Raw genomic sequence first — 20,877 nt, forward strand, 5'->3', positions numbered from 1 at the left:
ATGACCTAGACAATATGTCTATGGCGAAATTTGGAGGTAACTTTTATGGCACAAGAAAAAAATGATATTATGAAAGGTTTAACAAATGATGAGGCTAAGGCAATTCAGGAAAAGGTAGGCAAAAATCAATTAATTCCTGAGAAAAAAGAAAGCTTTTTTATGAAGATTATCGAAGTAATTAAAGAGCCGATGTTCTTGCTTCTTATGGTTGCAGCTATAATATACTTCGTATTAGGCGAACCTAAAGATGGATTAATTATGCTAGTATTCGTAGTTGGAGTAATTAGTATTGAAGTAATTCAAGAATGGAAGACAGATAAGACATTAAAAGCACTTAAAAATCTGTCTGCACCTCATATAGAGGTTATTAGAGACTTTGAGAAATTAGTAATAAATAGTGAAGATTTAGTCCCTGGTGATTTAATGATTGTAACAGAAGGAGTGAAAATTCCAGCTGATGGAGAAGTAATTGATTCAAGTGACCTTTGTATAGATGAATCTTCTTTAACAGGAGAAGCTGAAGGAGTATGGAAATATAATAGTAACGTAGAATATGATAGTTCTAATGATTATTTTAGACGGGATTACTGTTATGCAGGTACTTTAGCAATCCAAGGAAGTGGAGTAATTTTAGTTAAGAAAATAGGATCTAGTACTGAATACGGTAAAATCGGTAAAGATATTTCTGAGACAGTAGAAAGTAGTACGCCACTTCAAAGACAGACAGGTAAACTTGTTAAAGTATGTGCAGGAATTGCTGGAGTATTTTTTGCATTAGTTAGTTCTATAACTTACTTAAATTTAGATACTCTTATTTTAAAAGATAGGATAATTCAAAGTATACTATCAGGAGTAACTCTTGCAATGGCTATGATACCTGAGGAGTTTCCAGTAGTATTAACTGTATTCTTATCAATGGGGGCATGGAGACTTGCTAAGAAAAATTCTCTTGTTAGAAAATTACCATCTGTTGAAACTTTAGGTGCAATATCTGTTTTATGTGTAGATAAGACGGGCACTATAACAATGAATCAAATGACTTTAAGTAATACTTGGTCTAAAGAGAATGATAATAAAAGATTATTAGAAGTTATGGGAATGGCATGTGAGACAGAAGCTTATGACCCTATGGAAAAAGCAATGATTAAGTATTGCGAGGAAAATGGAATATCAAAAGATTCATTGTTTAATGGTGAGTTAATAACAGAATATTCATTTACAAATGAAAGTAAGATGATGGGACATGTATGGAAAAGAGATGAAGGGATAGTAGTTGCATCAAAAGGATCTCCAGAGAAAATTCTAAGTATATGTAACGTTAATGAAATAGAAAGAAAAGAAATTGAAAATAAAATATTTGAAATGTCAACAAAAGGTCTTAGAGTTATTGGTGTAGGTGAGATGAAAGTAAAAGATGAAGAAGAAATTAAAGATACTCTTGAAGAATGTGATTTAAAGTTTCTTGGACTAGTTGGACTTTTAGATCCACCAAGGGATGGCATAAAAGAAGATATAGAAGAATGCAACAAAGCATCTATAAGAGTTGTAATGATAACAGGGGATAATGGTATTACAGCAAGTTCGATAGCCAAAAAGGTTGGTATTAGTCATAGTGATGAAATAATTACTGGTGATGAATTAAATAAAATGAGTGATGAAGAACTTAGGGAGAAAGTTAAGCATGTAAGTATTTTTTCAAGGGTTATTCCAGAGCATAAAATGCGTATAGTTAAAGCATTTAAAGATAATGGAGAAATAGTTGGAATGACTGGAGATGGAGTAAATGATGCACCCGCATTAAAGTATGCAGATATTGGGATAGCAATGGGTAAGAGAGGATCAGAAGTTTCAAGAGAAGCTGCGGATTTAATTCTTTTAGATGATAATTTTAGTACTATAGTTGATACTGTTAAAGATGGAAGGCGAATATACGATAATATTAGAAAAGCTGTTGGATATATTTTTACAATACACATACCTATAGCATTTTCTGCATTACTTGCACCAATATTAGGTATAGGTTCTTCACTTCTTTTGCTGTTGCCAGTTCATGTTGTACTTCTAGAATTAATAATAGATCCTACTTGTTCTATAGTTTTAGAGAGGCAACCAGCAGAAGAAGATATAATGAAACGTAAGCCTAGAGATCCAAATGAAAGTATATTAACAAAATGGGTTCTCATAAAGAGTATAATACAAGGGCTTGCAATATTTGCTGCATCCTTTGGAACTTATTATATTTATTTGAATAATGGTTATGGAGATGCTAATATAGCAAGAACTATGGGACTTTCTATAATTATAATTTCTAATATACTATTAGTTCAAGTAAATAGTTCAAATAGTGAATTTGCATATAAATCCTTAAAAAACTTAGTTAAAGATAAAGTAATGTGGTTTGTTAATGGGGGAGCTATAGCTGGACTTCTAATTATAATGTATACACCTATAGCTAATTTCTTAAAACTTGCACCACTTGGATTTAAAGAATTACTAATAGTAATCGGAGCAGCATTTGTAGCTGTTATGTGGTATGAATTAGTAAAATTTTTTAAAAAGATAAATAGATAGTATTTAAATAAGATGAAAATAGATAGCCTGTAATCGGGCTATCTATTTTTGTGTATTAAAGGAATAGGAAGGTTGCATAATAAATTAAAATGATATATAAATTAATAAACTATATTAATGGAAATGGGAGGTAGAAATTATGGATTTTATAAGGCTAAAAAATATTGATAATTCAGATTGGAAAAAGGTATTTGAAATATATAAAGAAAGTTTTCCAAAGTATGAGTTAAGAAATATAGAAGACCATGAAGAAGCTATGAAAGATGATAAATTCTTCTGTGTATATGTAAAAGATGAAGATAAGTTAGTTGGAATTATATTTTACTGGGAATGGGAACACTTTAGATATATTGAACATTTTGCAGTAAATTCAAAATTAAGAGGTGGACGTTATGGTTCAAGAATAATAGAGAAGTTATGCAAAGACGATAAGACGACAATTCTTGAAATTGACCCTATAGTTGATGAAATATCAGAACGTAGATTAGTATTTTATGAAAGATTAGGGTTTGTAATGAATAAGTTCACTCATCTACATCCTCCATACAAAAAAGATGATAAAGGTCATGAGCTAAAGGTTTTAAGTTATAAGAGAACTATAAATGATAAGGAATTTGAAAATTTTGAGACATTTTTAGAAAATCATATAATGAAATATTCTGAATAAATAAATTGAATAAAACTACACTTAATTTGGAAAAGTAAAATAGTGCAAAGTTTGAAGCATAACTTAAGAAGGGAGCATGGTATATATGTCAGTAGAAAAAATAAGATTTTTAGCTGAAAAAAATATAACAGGGATACCTAATGTTATTTGTATAAAAGGAAGAGGTTTAGAAAAAATAGCAAAAAAGTATGAAGAGATATGCTCGAAACTATCTATTAATGGAAAGATATTAAAATTAGAAAAAGATAATATTTATTTAAGTTATGAAAGAGAATGTATTGCTTCAAAAATTATTGAAGGAATAATAAATAAGGATGAAGATCTCTTTAAAAAACTAATGGATATTTTAAATAATGATTGGAAAAATGAAATAATAAGAAAATTAAGAGAGAATAACATCCAAGAAGTAGAGCTTCAAGATGATTCTCTTTTAATTGGTTATGGAGAGAATTCTATAATATTGACAAAAGATAATTATAAAAATATAAATATTGAAAAAATAATTAAAAATAAGGTGAGTATACCTATAATTGCAGTAACTGGAACAAATGGTAAAACATCAACAACAAGATTAATACATAACACGTTATTAAAGCTTAATTATAAAAGTGGAATGTCATCAACAGGTGGAATAATTATTGGTGATGAAACCATAAGGACTGGGGATACAACTGGGTATTATAGCGCTATTGAAGTTTTAAAGAGAAGAGATATAAATGTAGCTGTTCTTGAAACTGCTAGAGGTGGAATGATTAAGAAAGGATTAGGATTTAAAAATGCAAATGCATGTATTATAACAACTTTATCAGAAGATCATATGGGCATGGAAGGTATTAATACTTTACATGAATTAGGTAAGGTAAAGGCGTTAATTAAAGAAGGACTCAAAGAAGATGGTGTAATGGTAGTTAGAGCTACTACTGAAATAGTGAATTTATTTAGTGAGAAAGATAGATTAATATTATTTGATAACTTTAAAAGTGATCTTATATTAAAGCATATAGAAAATGGTGGAGAAGCATTTTATACAAAGGATGGATTTATAATACATAATAGTAGCTTCAAAGAGAATAAGATTGTTTCTTTAAGAGAATTAGAATTTACTCATAATGGAGCATCAAAAAGTAACGTTAGAAATGTAATGGCAGCAATAGCATCAATTTCCACAGTTCATAATAATATTGATGAAATAGTAAATGCACTTAAGAAAGTAAAATGTGATATTAGTAAAAATAAAGGAAGACAAAACATATTTAATATAAAAGATTTTAAATTAATAATTGATTATGGTCATAATAGTGAAGCTTTTTATGAAGTGTTTGATATAGCAAAATCTTTAAATCCTAAAATAATAACAGGACTAATAACTGCACCAGGGGATAGAACAGATAGACATATAATAGAACTTGGAGAAATAGCAGCAGCTTATTGCGATAAAGTTATAGTAAAAGAGCAAGAAGACAAAAGAGGAAGACAGAAGGGTGAAACTGCAAAGCTTTTATATGAAGGACTTATAAGGAAGGGATTTAAAGAGGAAAATATAACTGTATTACTTGAAGAGCAGGATGCAATACGTAAAGCTTTAGATGATGGAACTTGCGGAGAAATTATAGTATCATTTAGTCAGTTTTTACATTTAACTATACCTGCAATAAATGAATTTTTAAGAAAAAATAATTTAAATAAAATAGAAATTTAAAGTATATATATAAAATAACGGTACTATAATAAATAAGATGTGGGCTATTGTAATTCAATAGCCCATATCTTATTTAAGGTACTATGTGAACTTCATATCCGAAATCTCTTAATGTATCTTTTATTAAATTCAGGTTTTTATTTGATATGGATATTCTATATTTTTTTGAATTATCACTTGTATGTAAGACTATTCTGGATGAAATATAAGATGGATTTTCGATTAATATGTAATCTGAATTTTTAGTTGGCACTGTAATACTTAAGGTTGATATATATGAATCATTTATTAATATTACAGAATCAGATGTGTTTGGTAAAAGTAATAGTATAGGGAAAAGTGCAAAGTAGGGCTCATCAAATATAACAAAAATGAACATACAAATTAAAGTTGTTATAGATATAGTTAAATATTTCTTTAATAAAGTTGATTTTAAATTTAGACTTTTATTTTTATATAATGAAAGCACTTTTGTATTTGAACTTTTAAAAATATTGTATACACGAATATATTTATAAGTTGTAACTATAATAACGGTAGTTAGAATTATTGAAAAAAATAAAGTAGTCAAAGAAAACATCCTCTCTTAAAATGAAATTAATTACAGTTTAACATAATAATGTTTAATAACTTATTAACAATAAATGTACATTATTAAATTAAAGTAAAGTGTGTTAGTAACTGATTAATATTTTTTTGATATAATAATTAAGAGGTGATTTTATGGAGATATATACAATAGGGCATTCAAATTATTCACTTGATAGATTAATCCATATGTTAAAACATTTTAATATAAATTGTGTAGTAGATGCTAGAAAAACTCCATATTCAAAGTATAACGTACAATTTGATAAAGAGAGATTAATGGAAAGCTTAAAAAAAGCTGGATTTATATATATTTATATGGGTAATGAACTTGCGGCAAAGAGAAATGATAAATCTACTTATAATGAAGAAGGATATTCAGATTTTGAAAAAGTAATTAAAGAAGAATGTTATATAAATGCTGTAAATAGACTAAAGGATGGATGTAATAAAGGGTTTAAAATAGCGGTTTTAGGTGCTGTACAAGATCCAATAAGATGTCAAAGAGGTATTTTAATTGGGCGAACTTTAAGAAGGGATGGGGTAGAAGTAAAGCATATACTTGATGACTACTCAATACAAAGTCAAGAGCAATTAGAAGAAGAACTATTAGATAAATACTTTGAGGATAGGAGCCAGATTACAATTGATTCTTTACTTGGAGAAGGAATGTCAGAAAAGGATATGATAGAAGAAGGATATAGATTAGCAAATAGAGAGATAGGATATAGAGTAGAAAATATAAAAAAAGGATAAAAATAGTCACCACCTAAATTAGGTGATGACTTAAATTTTATGCTTTTTGTGCTGCTACTATTGGAACGAATACTCTTTTAGCGAGTTCATCATCCATCATGTAAAGAGCAGCAGGATTTCCTTCTGATCTTCTAACTCTCTTTAAAAGAGAATTGAAATTATTTTCTTCTTCAACTTGTTCATCAATGAACCAGTTAAGTAAGCTCATAGTCGCGTGCTCTCTTTCTTCAGAGGCGATATCAGCAAGTTTATAAATCTTGCTTGTAACTAATTGCTCGTGTTCGTATCCTTTTTGGAATACATCAATTATGCTTTCGTATTTATGATTTGGCTTTGGAACTTCTTCAAGTTCAACAAGTCCATTCTTTTGGAATATGTAATCATAAAATTTCATAGCATGTGCTAGTTCTTCTTGAGCTTGAACTCTAAAGAAATTAGCAAACCCACTTAAATCAACTGATTCAGCATATGATGCCATAGCTAAATAAGTATATGATGAATAAAATTCAAAGTTAACTTGGTCATTTAGACTCTTTAGTAAATTTTCACTTAACATTTAACCATCTCCTCAATTTCTTTTACAATATTAGTTTACAACTAATGGAGGATTTTATCAAACTTCAAAAAAATTAAGATGTCAAAGTGAAATTGATTATTTAATATTAAGTAAATGTTATAAACAATTAACAAGAATGTAATTCCCTTTAGAAAGTTATAAAATATTTTTTCTCCTTTAGAGCCTGTCTTAATAAAGAAAATCTTTATATTAGTTTTTAGAGGAAAAAATAGCTCAATGCCTTCTTTTGTAAGTAAGTCTAAAAGAAGGTGTGATGTATATCCAAATAAAAATCCGTAACTTATTGTAATAACAACTATATTAAATGAACTTATTGAGATTAATACTTTAAATAACAAAAATAAAGTAAATAAAAATATTAAGCTATGAGTGATTCCTCTATGTCTTAAGCGTTTCCCAAAATGTTTAGCAATAAATGGATGTCTCTTACTTATAAAAGAACTCTTCATATCAATATCAGGAAAAAGAGAGCCTAAGTTTGCTGAATAAAAATATATTATTATTAAAAATATTTTATAGTATAAATCATAATTACTTATGTATTTTGCAGTGAAAGAATTTAAAGCTAGAAGAGCAATAAAAAATCCTCCTGATGTATGTGTTTCTTTTGTCATTAGTTGCTCCTTAAATAAAAAAATTGTTAAGTACATTATATATGAATAAGTAAATAAATACATAGTTTTTTATCCTTTAAAACCACTATATTACAAAAATGATATGAGTGTGGTTCTTTATTTTAATAATAAAAGCTCTATAATAGTATTATAGAAGTTTTATAATAACTAGAGGTGGAAAAAATGGAAAAGAATTTAAGAGCTGTATGGGCAGAGATAGATTTAAACAAATTAGAAAATAATATGAGAAGAATAAAAGAACTTGCAGGTGATAAAGAAGTTGTTGCTGTAGTTAAAGCTGATGCGTATGGTCATGGGGCAGTAAATGTAGCACCGGTATTTTTAAAAAGTGGAGCATCAAAGCTTGCAGTAGCAGTAATTGCAGAAGCTATGGAACTTAGAAATGCAGGTATTAAAGCACCAATAATGATATTAGGATATACTCCATTAGATCTTTATGATGAACTAATTAATAATGATATAGAACAAACAGTATACGATTTAGAGTATGCAAAAAAGCTATCAGAAAGAGCATTAAAGATAGATAAAAAAGCTAAAATTCACATTGCAGTAGATACAGGTATGGGTAGAATAGGATTTATGCCAAATGAAACAAGTGTTAAAGAAGTAATTGCAATTTGTAACTTAGAAGGATTAGAAGTATGTGGTTTATTTACTCACTTCTCAACAGCAGATGAGGAGGATAAGACTTATACAGAAGAACAATTTAAAAAGTTAAAAGACTTTGATGAAAGTTTAAAAGAGAATGGGATAAATATTAGCTTTAAACATGCATCTAATAGTGGTGCTATTATAGATCTTCCTGATACTTATTTAGATGGAGTTAGAGCAGGAATAATATTATACGGATATTACCCATCAAATGAAGTAGATAAAAATAGGTTAGAGTTAGAACCGGCATTTACACTAAAGACAACAGTTGCACATGTTAAGACATTAGAAAAGGACATGTATGTTAGTTACGGAAGAACATTTAAAACAGAGAGAAAGAGTATAATTGCAACATTACCTATTGGTTATGCAGATGGATATTTAAGACTTTTAAGTGGAAAAGTAAAAGTAATCATAAATGGAAAGTTTGCAGAAGTAGTAGGAAGAATATGTATGGATCAGTGCATGATAGATGTAACAGATATTGAAGGCGTTAAGGTAGGAGATGAGGTTATACTTCTTGGAGAAGAGGGTAACTTAAAATTTAATGCAGATGATATTGCAGAAGCTATTGGAACAATTAATTATGAGGTATTATGTATGATAAGACATAGAGTACCAAGAATATATATACGAGATAATGAAGTTTGTGATGTAAGAAATTATCTTTAGAAATTGAGGTGAGTGTTTGATATTTTCATCCTTTAAAATAAATAATAAGGAAAAAATTCATATTCAAATAGAAAGTCATATTAAAAATGAAATAGAAAAAGGGTTTCTACAAAAAGGGAGTAAGCTTCCATCAACTAGGGAAGTAAGTAAAATTTTATCTATAAGCAGAAATTCTGTTATAACAGCTTATGAAAATTTAGAAGATGAAGGTATTATTGAAAGTATAAAAGGAAAAGGAACCTTTGTAAAAATTATTTCAAAAGCATTAAAAGGTGACTTAACTATTAATTGGGAAAATATGATTAATAATTATGGGAAAAGGTGTGAAGAATTAGATATAGTAAAGACGGAACTTCCATGGAAGAAAGGTATGATTTCTTTTAAAAGCATTGCACCAGATGAAGGGTTATTTGATTTAGAAGAATTTAAAAGAAGTTTTTTAAATGCTTTTTCACTAGAAGGAGACAAACTTTTGAATTATGGATATGCAAAGGGTTATAAGCCTTTAATTGAGTATATTAAAAAGTATATGAAAAATAAAGGAGTAAGCCTTGATGGAATGGATGTTTTAATAACAAATGGATTTACAGAAGGTTTTGATATACTTTTAAGTGCACTTACAAGTGAAGATGATATAGTAGCTTGTGAGGAACCAACTCACAATACTGCAATAAAGATGATGAAGACACACGGATTAAATATAAATCCAGTTAAGATGAATAGAGATGGAATAGATACAATAGAACTTGAAAAAACTCTTAAAGAGTGCAAGCCAAAGTTCATATATTTGATACCATCTTATCATAATCCAACTGGAATAGTTATGAAAAGCGATAAGAGACAGGAAGTATATAATATTTGCGAAAAATATAAAGTTCCAATAGTTGAAGACGGGTTTAATGAAGAACTTTTATATTCAAGTTCACATGTTGCACCAATAGCATCTCTTTGTTCTAATGGCAATGGTGTTGTTTATGTTGGAAGTTTTTCTAAAATACTATTTCCAGGGCTTAGAATTGGATGGATATTTGGGGATGAAAGGCTTATAAACATACTAGAAAGTGTAAAGAGGGAACGAAATATTCATTCTTCATTTATAGATCAAGCAGCCTTTTATAAATATATGGAAAGTGGCGCTTTTAAGAAGTATATGAAGAAAATAAGAAAGCATTATAAGGATAAGTATAACTTTACATTGCTTCAAATAAATAAGTATATACCAAATGATTATATACTTGGAGAAGGTGGACTTCACATATTTATAAAGCTTAAAAATGTAAATGGCAGAGAAGTTCTTAAAGAATGTTATAAAAGAGGAGTTGTATTTATGCCTGGTGATATTTTTTATAATGGAAATACAGGAGAAGATACAATAAGGCTTGGATTTTCTAGAGTGAGCGAAGAAGATATTGAAGAGGGAATAAAGATAATCGGAGAAGTAATTAAAGAGTTAATGGATAAAAAATAAAGGATGAGCTAAGCTCATCCTTTATTTTTTAAATTAATTCACCGTGTGAAAGTTCTTTTTCTTCAATATTAATATTGAATTCTCTTCCATACATTTTAAGAGCTCTAAAGTCTTTACTAGTAACTAATGAAATAGTAGTACCAGATGCAGATCCTCTAGCTGTTCTTCCAGCTCTATGAAGATATTCATTAGCATTAGCTGGGAAATCAAGATTTATTATGTGAGTTATATCTGTTATATCAAGTCCTCTAGCTGAAATATCAGATGAAACTAAAATGTTGATTTTGCCGTTTCTAAAGCTTTCTAAGGCTTGTTGTCTCTGTTCCTTAGTGATTCTCTTATGCATAGCGAAAGCGTTCTTATGATGGTAATTTAGCTTATCTGCGATCATCTCTACATCATAACCACGATTAATAAATACGATAGCCTTTTCAGGCTCTACTGCTGCAATAAGTTTTCTTAAAACCTCAGGCTTATCTCTTTCATCTACCTCAATATACATATGTTCGATATTTGGGTTTAAAGATGCCTTCTTTTCATTTTTGAATATAACAGGATCCTTCATTAATCCTTTAGCAATTTCTAAAGCTTTTCCGCTTACAGTTGCAGAGAATATTAAAAGTTGTCTGTCTCTCATAGTAGTTTTTATTATGTCACCAACAGTTTTAGCGTGAGTATTATCTAAAAGATTATCTCCCTCATCAAGAACTATTGTTTTAATTGTATGAGCTTTAATTTTTTTCTTTAATATTAAATCTCTAACTCTTCCTGGTGAACCAACTATAATGTTTGGTTTAATTTCTTTTAACTTCTTAACTTGCTTATCCATATTAACATCACCAATAATTGAAAGTGCTGTAACTGGAAGTTCAGAATTTGTAGCTAAAAGCTTGCATTGTTTTTCTATTTGCATTACTAATTCACGTGTTGGAGCTAGTATTAGAACTTGTAATTCTTTTTTACTTGTATCTATTTTTTCAAATAGTGGTGCTAAAAATGCTAAAGTCTTTCCGCTTCCTGTATGAGCTTCACCTATAACATCTCTATTATTTAATATTTCAGGAATAGAGATAGCTTGAATTTCTGTTGGAATTGTTATCCCTTGTTTTTCTAGACCAGAAATTATATTTTCATTTAAGTTTAATTCTTTAAAATTATTCATATTATCCTCCGTTTGATATATAGTCATAACTTATAGTATATACATAATAACAGAATTTTTGTACTAATTTCATAAAATAAACAAATAAATATTAACTCTTTACATAAAAACTTAATAGTTTAGGTAATAAAATCACTGATATAATAAATATATATAGAAAAAAATGTTTCATTACAAAAGAAGGTGGATGATTTGAGTATTTTTAGAACTCAAAGAATAGAAGACGTATCACAAAAAATTACTGAAGATAAGAAAAATCTAGATACACTAGATTTAACACTAATGAGTATTGGTTCTGTAATTGGAACAGGAGTTATGGTACTCACAGGAATAGTAGCAGCAAAGGAATCAGGACCAGCTGTAAGTATATCCTTTATAATTGGAGCAATAGTTGCAGCTATAATAGTTTTATGTTACGCAGAACTTAGCGCAAGTATACAAAGTCCTGGTGGTTCATACACTTTTACATATGTAACTCTTGGTGAAATTGTAGCGTATATAGTTGGTATGTGTGTAGTTATTGCATACATTTTATCAACAGCAACAGTGGCATCTGGATGGGGAAGTTATTTATTAAGTTTATTTGATATATTTAATATACATTTCCCTAAGGCATTAACTGCAATACCAGCGGATGGAGGAATTATAAATATTCCGGCAATACTTGCTATTTTATTAATAACTTTAGTTTTATCAGGTGGAACAAAAGAAAGTAAAAAAGTAAATAATACTATGGTTATAATAAAAATTAGTGTAATAGCTATATTTTTAGTTGTTGGTGCATTTCATATGCATGCATCAAACTTAACTCCATTTACACCATATGGTACTACAGGAATTATGACAGGAGCTGCTTCAGTATTCTTTGCATATTGTGGATTTGATGCAACTGCGTCTGCTGCACCATATGTAAAAAATCCAAGGAGGGCACTTCCAATAGGACTTTTAGTATCACTTTTAGTCTGTGCATTAGTTTATGTAGCTGTATCAATTGTTCTTACAGGAATAACATCTTATAAAAACTTAAATGTTGGAGATGCTCTATCTTATGGACTTAAAGTTTCAGGAGAACCAAAAGTAGCATTTATAGTTTCACTTGGAACTGTAATTGGAATACTTGCAGTAATATTTGCAGGTAATTTTGCAACATCTCAAATATTTTCTACAATGAGTGAAGATGGACTTATACCGAAATTTTTTGATAAAAGAGATAAAAAAGATGTTCCTTATATATCTTTATGGTCAATATGTTTAGTTGAAGTTGTTTTAGCAGGATTTTTTAATTTAAAGACTTTAGCAGACTTTGCAAGTATTGCATTTTTATTAGTGTACACAATGGTATGTATATCAATAATAGTATTTAGGAAAAAATACCCGAACATCGAAAGAAGTTTTAAAACACCATTAGTACCATTTTTACCGATTTTAGGTGTTTTATGTTGTATTGTACTAATGTTTAATTTATCAAAAATAACTTGGATAGTATTTGCTATAGTATTAGCTTGTATATTAATAAGCTATTTTATATATGGTATTAAATACTCAAAAGTTTTAAAGAATATGAAAAATAAATAATAAGCTATTATTTTTAGAAAAAATCATTATAATTATAATATAATGATACAATTTTGGAGGAATTTTTATGGCGATTAATCATGGTGCCAATTTATTTGAGCTTTCAAAAGAACTAGGGCTTAAGACAAGTGAAATTTTAGATTTTAGTTCTAATATTAATCCTTTTGGAGCATCAAAGAAGGCTAAAGAGGCAGTTATTAAAAATATAGATATGGCTTCAATATACCCAGACCCTAAATATATTGAACTTAAAAAAAGTATATCAAATTATTGCGATTCAAAAATAAAAGATATAGTTTTAGGAGCAGGTGCTACAGAACTTATATCATCATTTATAAATATAATAGATCCAAGACGTGCTCTTCTTATATGTCCTGCATATTCAGAATATGAGAGAGAACTTAAAAAAAATAAATGCGAGATTATTAAGTATTTTGCAATTAAAGAAAATGAATTTAAAATAGATATAGAAGAATTAAAGAAAAAGGCAATTGAGACTAAATGTAATTTAATAGTTATATGTAATCCAAATAATCCTACTGGATTTGCATTTAATAAAGGTGAAATAGAGAAATTATTAAAAGGATACAATGGATTTGTAATGGTAGATGAAACTTATGTTGAATTTACTAATACTAATCTATATTCAGTAAGTAGTTTAGTTAATAATTATAATAATTTATTTGTTATAAGAGGAACATCAAAGTTTTTCTCAACTCCAGGAATAAGGCTTGGTTATGGACTTATTTCAAATGAGTCTGTAAGAAATAAAATATTAGAAAAATTAGATTTATGGAATATAAATATATTTGCAGAAGTTATGGGAACAGTAATGTTTAAAGATTGTGAATATATAGAAGATACAATTAAACATATGGCAGATGAGAGAGCTTATTTAAATAGGGAACTTAAATGCATAAATGGAATAAGGGTTTATGATAGTAAAGGAAACTTTATATTATGCGAGATAGAAAAAAATGATTTAACAGTTGATGAGTTATATAATTCATTAATTAAAGAAGGTATCATAATAAGAAATTGCAGTTCCTTTGAAGGTTTAAATAACAATTTCTTTAGAGTATGCGTGTTAAAACATAATGAAAATGAATTACTAATAAAGAAACTTAAATCAATTATTAAATAAGAAAAAGGTTGATGTTACAAATTGTAACATCAACCTTTTTTAAATATTATCTAATACTTCTTTAATACATGAAGCACATACATCTACAGAAAACTCCATATCACTAGGAGTAATTGTTAGAGGTGGATTGAAATAAATAACATCTCCAAGGGGTCTTAATAGAACTCCTTTTTTTAAAGCTTTTTTATAAATTTCATATCCATATCTACAATTACTATCAAAAGATTTTTTAGTAGATTTATCATAAACAAGCTCGATAGCATTAATTAAACCGATACTACGAATTTCACCTACATGTTTATAATCTCCTAGAGCATCCTTTATTAAATTATTAAAATACTTTGCATTATCATTTGCTTTTTCAATTATATTTTCTTCTTCTAATATATTTAAAACTTCAATTGCAGCAGAACATGCAAGGGGGTTTCCGGAATATGTATGACTATGCATAAATGCTTTACCTTCACTGTAATCTGAGTAGAAAGCATTATAAATTTTATCAGTAGTAATTGCTAAAGCCATTGGCATGTAGCCTCCAGTAAGCCCTTTAGATAAGCACATTATATCAGGAGAAATTTCAGCGTGATCTACGGCAAACATTTTTCCAGTTCTGCCATAGCCAGTTGCGATTTCATCAGCTATCAAATGTACATTAAATTTATCACAAAGCTTCCTAAGTTTCTTTAAGTAAGCTTTAGAATAAATCTTCATTCCAGCAGCACCTTGAAGTAAAGGTTCTATAACAAAGGCACAACTTTCGTTGCCATACTTATTAAAAGCTACTTCTGCTTCATTGAAACATTCTGCATTACATGTTTCCATACACTTACCATATTTGCAACGATAGCAATCAGGTCCATCAACACGGATAACATCTAGTAGCATAGGTTTATAAATTTTAGAATATAAATCAACACCACCTATAGATAAAGCTCCAAGAGTTTCACCGTGGTATGCATCACTTAGTGCCATGAAATATTTCTTTTGTGGATTACCAGTTTGATAATGGTATTGAAAACTCATTTTCATAGCTGCTTCAATTGCAGAAGAACCATTATCTGTGAAAAGAAATTTAGTAAGTCCATAAGGAAGATGCTTAGATAGTTTATCGCAAAGGTTTATGGCAGTAGTATGAGAAAAATTTGCGAATATAACATGTTCTAAAGTATCTAGCTGATTTTTTATTGCAGCATTGATTCTACTATTGCAATGTCCTAGAAGATTACACCACCATGAACTTATAACATCAACATAACGATTTCCATCTGTATCATAAAGGTAAACACCTTTAGCATGGTCTATAATAATTGGAGGAAGTTTTTCGTAGTCTTTCATTTGAGAACAAGGATGCCAAATATATTTTAAATCTTTATCTACTAAATTCATATGTCTAGCTCCTTATATAAATTTTTAAGTTCTACTGAATCTATATCTAATTCAGTAGCGCCGTATGGAACACAGGCAATAACAGGAATTCCAGTTAAATGCTCTATTTGATTTTTATTATCTTCATGAAGGTAATTATCTTTTTCATATTCATTTAGTATAATTCCTTGAATATTTATATTATTAAATTTTGCATAGTGAGTTGTTAAAACAACATTATTAATAGTTCCAAGTTTCGCAGAAGCAACTAAAATTATATCTAAATTAAATAATTTAATAATATCTGTTAGCATTAATATTTCATCATCTATACGTAATGGACAGACGATGCCGCCGCTTCCTTCAACAGTTATTAAGTCAAATTCTTGTTTAATACTTTCAAAGTGTGATTTTAATACGTTTATATCAATTGTATTATTTTCTATTTTTGCAGCTAAGTGAGGAGATACAGCAGTTTCATAAATGTATGAAACTAAACTATTTGGATCATTTGGTATTCCAGAAATTTTGCATACATAATCTGAATCACAAGCAATTAATTTATTATCTTTGTGTAAGGCTCCACTTAGTGCAGCTTTATAGTAACCTGCATTAATTCCATAGTCTCTAAGTTTTTTTGTTATAAGTGCAGTAACATATGTCTTACCTACATCCGTTCCTGTTGCAGTAATAAAAATTCCACCACTCATATCTTTTTCACCTCGAATTCTAGATTTTTTAAAAGTGTCATATCATCATCAATAGTAATTCCTAGAGTCGTAAGCATATCTCCAGAAATTGCAGCGTTTGCACCTGATAAAAATGCTTTTTTACCTTTATCACTCATTAAATTTCGTCCACCTGCAAGGCGTATTGCACTAGTTGGTATAATAAAGCGATAAATTGCGATTATCCTACATATTTCATCTATAGTAATAAGTGGGTTGTTTTCAAAAGGTGTTCCTTTTATAGGATTTAACATATTAATAGGAATAGATGTTATACCTAAATTACGAAGTTCAAAAGCCATATCTATTCTATCTTCCATATTTTCACCAAGTCCTAAAATACCACCACTACAAACTTCTAAACCGGCTTTCATAGCATCCTTTAGAGCATTAATTTTATCTTCATATGTATGGGTTGTACAAATATTTTTAAAATTGCGCCTTGAAGTTTCTAGGTTATTATGATATCTAGTTACACCAGATTCTTTTAACTTTTGGAACTGATTTAAAGACAATAGTCCATGAGATGCACATAAAGATATATTTGATGTGTTTTTAAGTTTAATATAACTTTTACACATTTCATCAAGTTCTTCATCTGATAAAGATTTACCTGATGTGACAACTGAATATCTAAGAATACCTTTATTCTCATTATAAAGAGCGTCCTTTTTTAATGTATCAAAATCAACAAGAGAGTATTTTTCAATACTTGTTTTATAATGAGCAGATTGAGCGCAATATTTACAATCTTCAGAGCAACGTCCACTTTTCCCGTTAATTATTGTACAAATGTCAAATGAATTTCCAAGAAAGTGTTTACGAAGTTCATTAGCACAGGTGCAAAGAAGCTCTAAATCTGAATCTAGTAAATTTAAAGCATCTTCTTTAGTAAGTTTATAACCATCTAAAATATTTTCTTTAAGCTTAAGTACATTAATCATATTTAACCTCTTTTCACAATTGGAATTAACCTTTTTGATAGTGATGCACTAACAAAACAAATTAATATATCTCCTGGAACTGCAAGTATAAAGCAATATAAAATAAGTGACCATACACCTATTGGAGAATTTAAATAATAATTTGCTATAAAGTAGTAATAAACCATTCCGAATAAATATACGATAATTAAACCTGCAAAGCTTGCAAGAAGCAAAGATTTAAATGATGTATCTTTAAGTTTCTCCATAATTGATCCTGTAACATAAGCTCCAACTAAAAATCCGATTAAATAACCAAAGGTAGGTACAAAAATATAACTTAAACCCCCACCACCAGTAAAAACGGGTATTCCAATTAGTCCAATTAATAAATACACACCTACAGAAATAGATGCAAGCCTTTTACCTAAAAGTAAACCAGCTAAATTTGTAAATAAAAATTGTAATGTAAAAGGAACTACAGGAACGGGGATTTTTATAAATGCACCAACTGCTATAAGGGCAGAGAACATAGCACAAAGTATTATAGAACGTGCATTTAGTGATTTATTATGTTTCATCTGTAATTCTCCTTACTGAAATTTCACCTGAATTTAATGTTTTAATAGTTCCATCTTCACACTTAACTATTAAACTTCCATTTGAATCAATATCTATTGCTTTAGCATTATGCCATTTATTTCTTTGAGAATATTTAATATCTTTTCCTAGAACTAATGAAAGTTCTTTGTATTCATTTAAAAAGTCTTTTTCATTTAAATTTTCATAAATATTTAGAACTTCATTTATTATTTCGCCTACAAGATTATTTCTTGTAATTTCAGTTTCATCTGATTCGAATATAGAGCCTGCTATATCCTGTAGTTCATCTGGAAATTGTTCTTTCTTTGTTTTGAAGTTTAATCCAATACCAATAATAATATTTTCCACCATACCACTTTCAAAGTCTGTAATAGCTTCAGTTAAAATACCACAAATCTTTTTATTATTTAAAAATATATCATTTACCCATTTAATCTCTGGATTTAAATTAGAAACCTTTCGTATTGCTCTACATACGGCAACTGAAGTTGCAGTAGTAATTAAAACTGCACTTGAAATATCAATATTAGGACATAATATAATACTCATGTATATACCGGTATCTTTAGGAGAGAAGAACTTACGGCCAAGTCTTCCTTTACCAGAATCTTGTTCATTAGCAACTAATACCGTTCCATGTGATGTATTGTCAATGCACAGCTTCTTTGCTTCCTTATTTGTTGATCCAACTGATTTCATAACAAGTATATTATTTTTTTTGTAATCATCTTTTAAGAAGGGTGTTATACCTTCAGAGGATAATATATCTGTATTTAGAGCTAACTTATATCCTTTATTTCTTATAGCAATAATTTCATAACCTTCAGATTTAAGTGTATTTATTGCTTTCCATATTGCAGAGCGAGAAACAGAAAGTTCACTTGCTAGCTTTTCACCAGAAATACTTATTTCTCTATTTTCTTCTAATATTTTTAGAACAGAGTGTTTTAATGCCATTAATTTCACCACCTTAATGACAGTATATGGCTGTGTAAAACTATTGTCAACTAAAAAGTTAGTTTTGGTTGACAATGGGAAATGACATTTGCTATATTTACAAAGATATATTCATAATGTATACTAGTGTATATACACTAGTATAGAGGGGGATTTTAAAATGAATAATAGAACAAAACAGATGGTGTACGGAGCGCTTTTAACAGCACTTGCAATTATAATTCCAATACAATTTAGTTTTCTAAAAGTGAACATACCACCATTTAGTGCAACACTTGCAGCACATGTGCCTATGTTTATAGCAATATTAATATCACCAATGGTTGCTGTTGTTACAGGGGTTGGATCAACGATAGGATTCTTAATATCAGGAATGCCAATGCCAGTTGTATTTAGAGCGGCAACTCACATTATTGTTGGATATGTTGGAGCAAAATATATTCAAAAGAAAAAATCATATGTAAAGATGACATTAATTACAGGAGTATTGCATGCAGGATTAGAAGCACTAGTAGTAATACCATTTATAGGATTTGACCTTTATCAATTAATTATTGTAACAGGAGTTGGGGCACTTCTTCATCATTTTGCTGATGGTGGAATTGGTTATGTATTAGTAAATCTCATGAGTAAGGCTAAAAATAAGACTGTATATACATTATTTGATGATGTACAAGTTAATAGAGAAATAGAATCATTATAATAAATAAGGATTGTATTAAAAGTAACTATTGATAGTTTTTTTAATATAATCCTTATTTTTTTGCATTATTTTAACTAATTTATATATTTTAAAATAAATTTACTTTATAGAATTCTTAAAATAAGTATATAATATAAGTTAGAGCTTTTTTTATAAAAAAGTATTAGATTTCTAAAATAAAAAATAAGAGGTAGTTAATGTGAGTAGTGGATTAAAAGAAGAACAAAGTATATTAAAACAAAAGAGAGAGCTTATAGAAAATGAGCTTTCAAATAAAAAAGACTATGTCGATAGAGTAAAAAGAAAATTTAAAGAACTTAGCAAAGAGGCAAAGGGAAAATACAATGCTGAGAAAGATACAATAGAAAAAGCTATGAATATTGCAGAAGAAGATATTCAAAAATATGAAGAAACATATGCAAACCCTTATTTTGGAAGAGTTGATTTTAGAGAAAAAAGATCTGCTGAGATTGAAAATATATATATTGGAAAACATAGTATAAGTGATTCAGGAAATGGAGAAGAAGTCGTAATTGACTGGAGAGCTCCAGTTGCTGATCTTTACTATAGTGGTACAGGTGGAGAAGCTTACTATAAAGCACCAGCTGGAATAATTGATGGAGAACTTTCACTTAAAAGAAAATTTCTTTTTGATGAAGAGGGAGATTTATCTAGAGTATTTGATGAAAGTATAAACGAACTTATGATTAACGGAGAAGAAGGTCAAGGGCTTGTTGATGAATTCTTAAAGATAAACCTTGAAGAGAGTAGAGGAAAGAAACTTAAAGAAGTAGTTGCAACAATTCAGAAAGAACAAAATGATATTATAAGATGGCCAAGAAATCTTCCGATAATAGTTCAAGGTTCAGCAGGATCTGGTAAGACAACTATTGCTCTTCATAGACTTGCATATCTTATATATAGATATAAAGAAACTATGGGTAGTGAAGATATTTTAGTACTTGCTCCTAATAAGTTATTTTTAGATTATATATCTGAAATACTACCAAGTCTTGGTGCTATGGAAGTTAAGCAGAGTACCTTCGAAGAAATGGTTAAAGAAAAGGCAAAGTTAAAGGGTAAAATATATAATAAAGATGAAAAAATTAAAAGCATAATGGAAGAAAAGGACGAAGAAAAGAAAAAACTAATAGTTAATTCTGCAAAAGTTAGAGGTTCATTAGCTTTTAAAACAATGATTGATAGATATATTGCATTAGTTGAAAGTAGATCAATTGAAATAAATGATATTGAAATAGAAGGTCATATATTATTTACTAGAAAAGAAATAATGAGACTGTATTTAAAGGATTTAAAAGCTTATCCTATAAATAAAAGAAAAGATGAAATTAAGAGATACCTTTCACTAAAATTAAAAGAAAAGATAGCTATAGTTACTGAAAGAGTACATGTGGAGTGGGATAAGAAGATAA

At 28.7% G+C, this 20,877-nt stretch carries 19 protein-coding genes; 10 read left to right on the forward strand and 9 right to left on the reverse strand.

What is annotated here, in order from left to right; translation table 11 throughout:
- The first annotated feature begins 45 nt into the window (after positions 1 to 45).
- The 3 genes from RSF37_RS04170 to RSF37_RS04180 all read left to right on the forward strand — a co-directional run bounded on the left by RSF37_RS04170 (position 46) and on the right by RSF37_RS04180 (position 4,937).
- The gene (locus RSF37_RS04170) at positions 46 to 2,571 is read left to right on the forward strand and encodes a cation-translocating P-type ATPase (protein WP_332563133.1); all 2,526 of its coding nucleotides are present in this window, start codon (positions 46 to 48) and stop codon (positions 2,569 to 2,571) included.
- Between the two features lie 139 nt (positions 2,572 to 2,710).
- Positions 2,711 to 3,238, forward strand: coding sequence for a GNAT family N-acetyltransferase (locus RSF37_RS04175; protein WP_332563134.1), 528 nt, complete (start codon positions 2,711 to 2,713; stop codon positions 3,236 to 3,238).
- An 85-nt stretch (positions 3,239 to 3,323) separates the two neighbouring features.
- The gene (locus RSF37_RS04180) at positions 3,324 to 4,937 is read left to right on the forward strand and encodes a Mur ligase family protein (RefSeq protein WP_332563135.1); all 1,614 of its coding nucleotides are present in this window, start codon (positions 3,324 to 3,326) and stop codon (positions 4,935 to 4,937) included.
- Positions 4,938 to 5,010: 73 nt separating this feature from the next.
- On the opposite strand, the gene RSF37_RS04185 is transcribed toward RSF37_RS04180, so the two are convergent.
- Entirely contained in the window at positions 5,011 to 5,508 is a 498-nt protein-coding gene (locus RSF37_RS04185) for a hypothetical protein (protein WP_332563136.1), read from the reverse strand.
- A 152-nt stretch (positions 5,509 to 5,660) separates the two neighbouring features.
- Between RSF37_RS04185 and RSF37_RS04190 the strand changes: the two genes are divergently transcribed.
- A complete protein-coding gene (locus RSF37_RS04190; RefSeq protein ID WP_332563137.1) occupies positions 5,661 to 6,281 on the forward strand; it encodes a DUF488 domain-containing protein in 621 nt (206 codons plus the stop codon).
- A gap of 37 nt (positions 6,282 to 6,318) precedes the next feature.
- Here the strand turns inward: RSF37_RS04190 and RSF37_RS04195 are convergent, their stop codons facing one another.
- On the reverse strand, positions 6,319 to 6,837 hold the full coding sequence (locus tag RSF37_RS04195) for a ferritin (protein ID WP_332563138.1): 519 nt from the start codon (positions 6,835 to 6,837) through the stop codon (positions 6,319 to 6,321).
- A gap of 41 nt (positions 6,838 to 6,878) precedes the next feature.
- Positions 6,879 to 7,472, reverse strand: coding sequence for a metal-dependent hydrolase (locus RSF37_RS04200; protein WP_332563139.1), 594 nt, complete (start codon positions 7,470 to 7,472; stop codon positions 6,879 to 6,881).
- A gap of 183 nt (positions 7,473 to 7,655) precedes the next feature.
- On the opposite strand from RSF37_RS04200, the gene alr reads away from it, so the two are divergent.
- Together alr and pdxR are read left to right on the forward strand one after the other, a co-directional pair.
- Positions 7,656 to 8,816, forward strand: coding sequence for an alanine racemase (gene alr, locus RSF37_RS04205; protein ID WP_332563140.1), 1,161 nt, complete (start codon positions 7,656 to 7,658; stop codon positions 8,814 to 8,816).
- A 16-nt stretch (positions 8,817 to 8,832) separates the two neighbouring features.
- Positions 8,833 to 10,284: a MocR-like pyridoxine biosynthesis transcription factor PdxR gene (gene pdxR, locus RSF37_RS04210; RefSeq protein ID WP_332563141.1), complete on the forward strand. Its 1,452-nt coding sequence runs from the start codon at positions 8,833 to 8,835 to the stop codon at positions 10,282 to 10,284.
- 28 nt (positions 10,285 to 10,312) lie between these two features.
- Here the strand turns inward: pdxR and RSF37_RS04215 are convergent, their stop codons facing one another.
- Complete coding sequence (locus tag RSF37_RS04215; RefSeq protein WP_332563142.1) at positions 10,313 to 11,446, reverse strand: DEAD/DEAH box helicase; 1,134 nt, start codon at positions 11,444 to 11,446, stop codon at positions 10,313 to 10,315.
- A 192-nt stretch (positions 11,447 to 11,638) separates the two neighbouring features.
- Between RSF37_RS04215 and RSF37_RS04220 the strand changes: the two genes are divergently transcribed.
- Both RSF37_RS04220 and RSF37_RS04225 read left to right on the forward strand, forming a co-directional pair.
- Positions 11,639 to 13,021: an APC family permease gene (locus RSF37_RS04220; protein WP_332563143.1), complete on the forward strand. Its 1,383-nt coding sequence runs from the start codon at positions 11,639 to 11,641 to the stop codon at positions 13,019 to 13,021.
- Positions 13,022 to 13,088: 67 nt separating this feature from the next.
- Positions 13,089 to 14,165 carry a pyridoxal phosphate-dependent aminotransferase gene (locus tag RSF37_RS04225; protein WP_332563144.1) on the forward strand — a complete coding sequence of 359 codons (1,077 nt, stop codon included), beginning with the start codon at positions 13,089 to 13,091 and terminating at the stop codon, positions 14,163 to 14,165.
- A gap of 39 nt (positions 14,166 to 14,204) precedes the next feature.
- On the opposite strand, the gene bioA is transcribed toward RSF37_RS04225, so the two are convergent.
- Genes bioA through RSF37_RS04250 form a run of 5 tightly spaced genes read right to left on the reverse strand, consistent with a single transcriptional unit; the run spans position 14,205 to position 18,741 of the window.
- Complete coding sequence (gene bioA / locus RSF37_RS04230; protein WP_332563145.1) at positions 14,205 to 15,551, reverse strand: adenosylmethionine--8-amino-7-oxononanoate transaminase; 1,347 nt, start codon at positions 15,549 to 15,551, stop codon at positions 14,205 to 14,207.
- Positions 15,548 to 16,240 carry a dethiobiotin synthase gene (gene bioD / locus RSF37_RS04235; RefSeq protein ID WP_332563146.1) on the reverse strand — a complete coding sequence of 231 codons (693 nt, stop codon included), beginning with the start codon at positions 16,238 to 16,240 and terminating at the stop codon, positions 15,548 to 15,550. The genes bioA and bioD overlap by 4 nt, the downstream gene beginning before the upstream one ends.
- Positions 16,237 to 17,202, reverse strand: a complete 966-nt coding sequence (bioB, locus tag RSF37_RS04240) for a biotin synthase BioB (protein ID WP_332563147.1) — start codon at positions 17,200 to 17,202, stop codon at positions 16,237 to 16,239. Before bioB ends, bioD begins: the two co-directional genes overlap by 4 nt.
- Positions 17,203 to 17,204: 2 nt before the next feature.
- Positions 17,205 to 17,762 (reverse strand): biotin transporter BioY, encoded by a 558-nt coding sequence (locus RSF37_RS04245; RefSeq protein WP_332563148.1) that lies wholly within the window; start codon positions 17,760 to 17,762, stop codon positions 17,205 to 17,207.
- Positions 17,752 to 18,741, reverse strand: a complete 990-nt coding sequence (locus RSF37_RS04250) for a biotin--[acetyl-CoA-carboxylase] ligase (protein ID WP_332563149.1) — start codon at positions 18,739 to 18,741, stop codon at positions 17,752 to 17,754. Before RSF37_RS04250 ends, RSF37_RS04245 begins: the two co-directional genes overlap by 11 nt.
- Before the next feature lie 160 nt (positions 18,742 to 18,901).
- Between RSF37_RS04250 and RSF37_RS04255 the strand changes: the two genes are divergently transcribed.
- Positions 18,902 to 19,444, forward strand: a complete 543-nt coding sequence (locus RSF37_RS04255) for an ECF transporter S component (RefSeq protein ID WP_332563150.1) — start codon at positions 18,902 to 18,904, stop codon at positions 19,442 to 19,444.
- Between the two features lie 199 nt (positions 19,445 to 19,643).
- On the forward strand, positions 19,644 to 20,877 hold a 1,234-nt coding region (locus RSF37_RS04260; RefSeq protein ID WP_332563151.1), incomplete at its 3' end, for a HelD family protein.

It is taken from the genome of Clostridium sp. (genome assembly GCF_036643715.1).
Lineage (GTDB): Bacteria > Bacillota > Clostridia > Clostridiales > Clostridiaceae > Clostridium.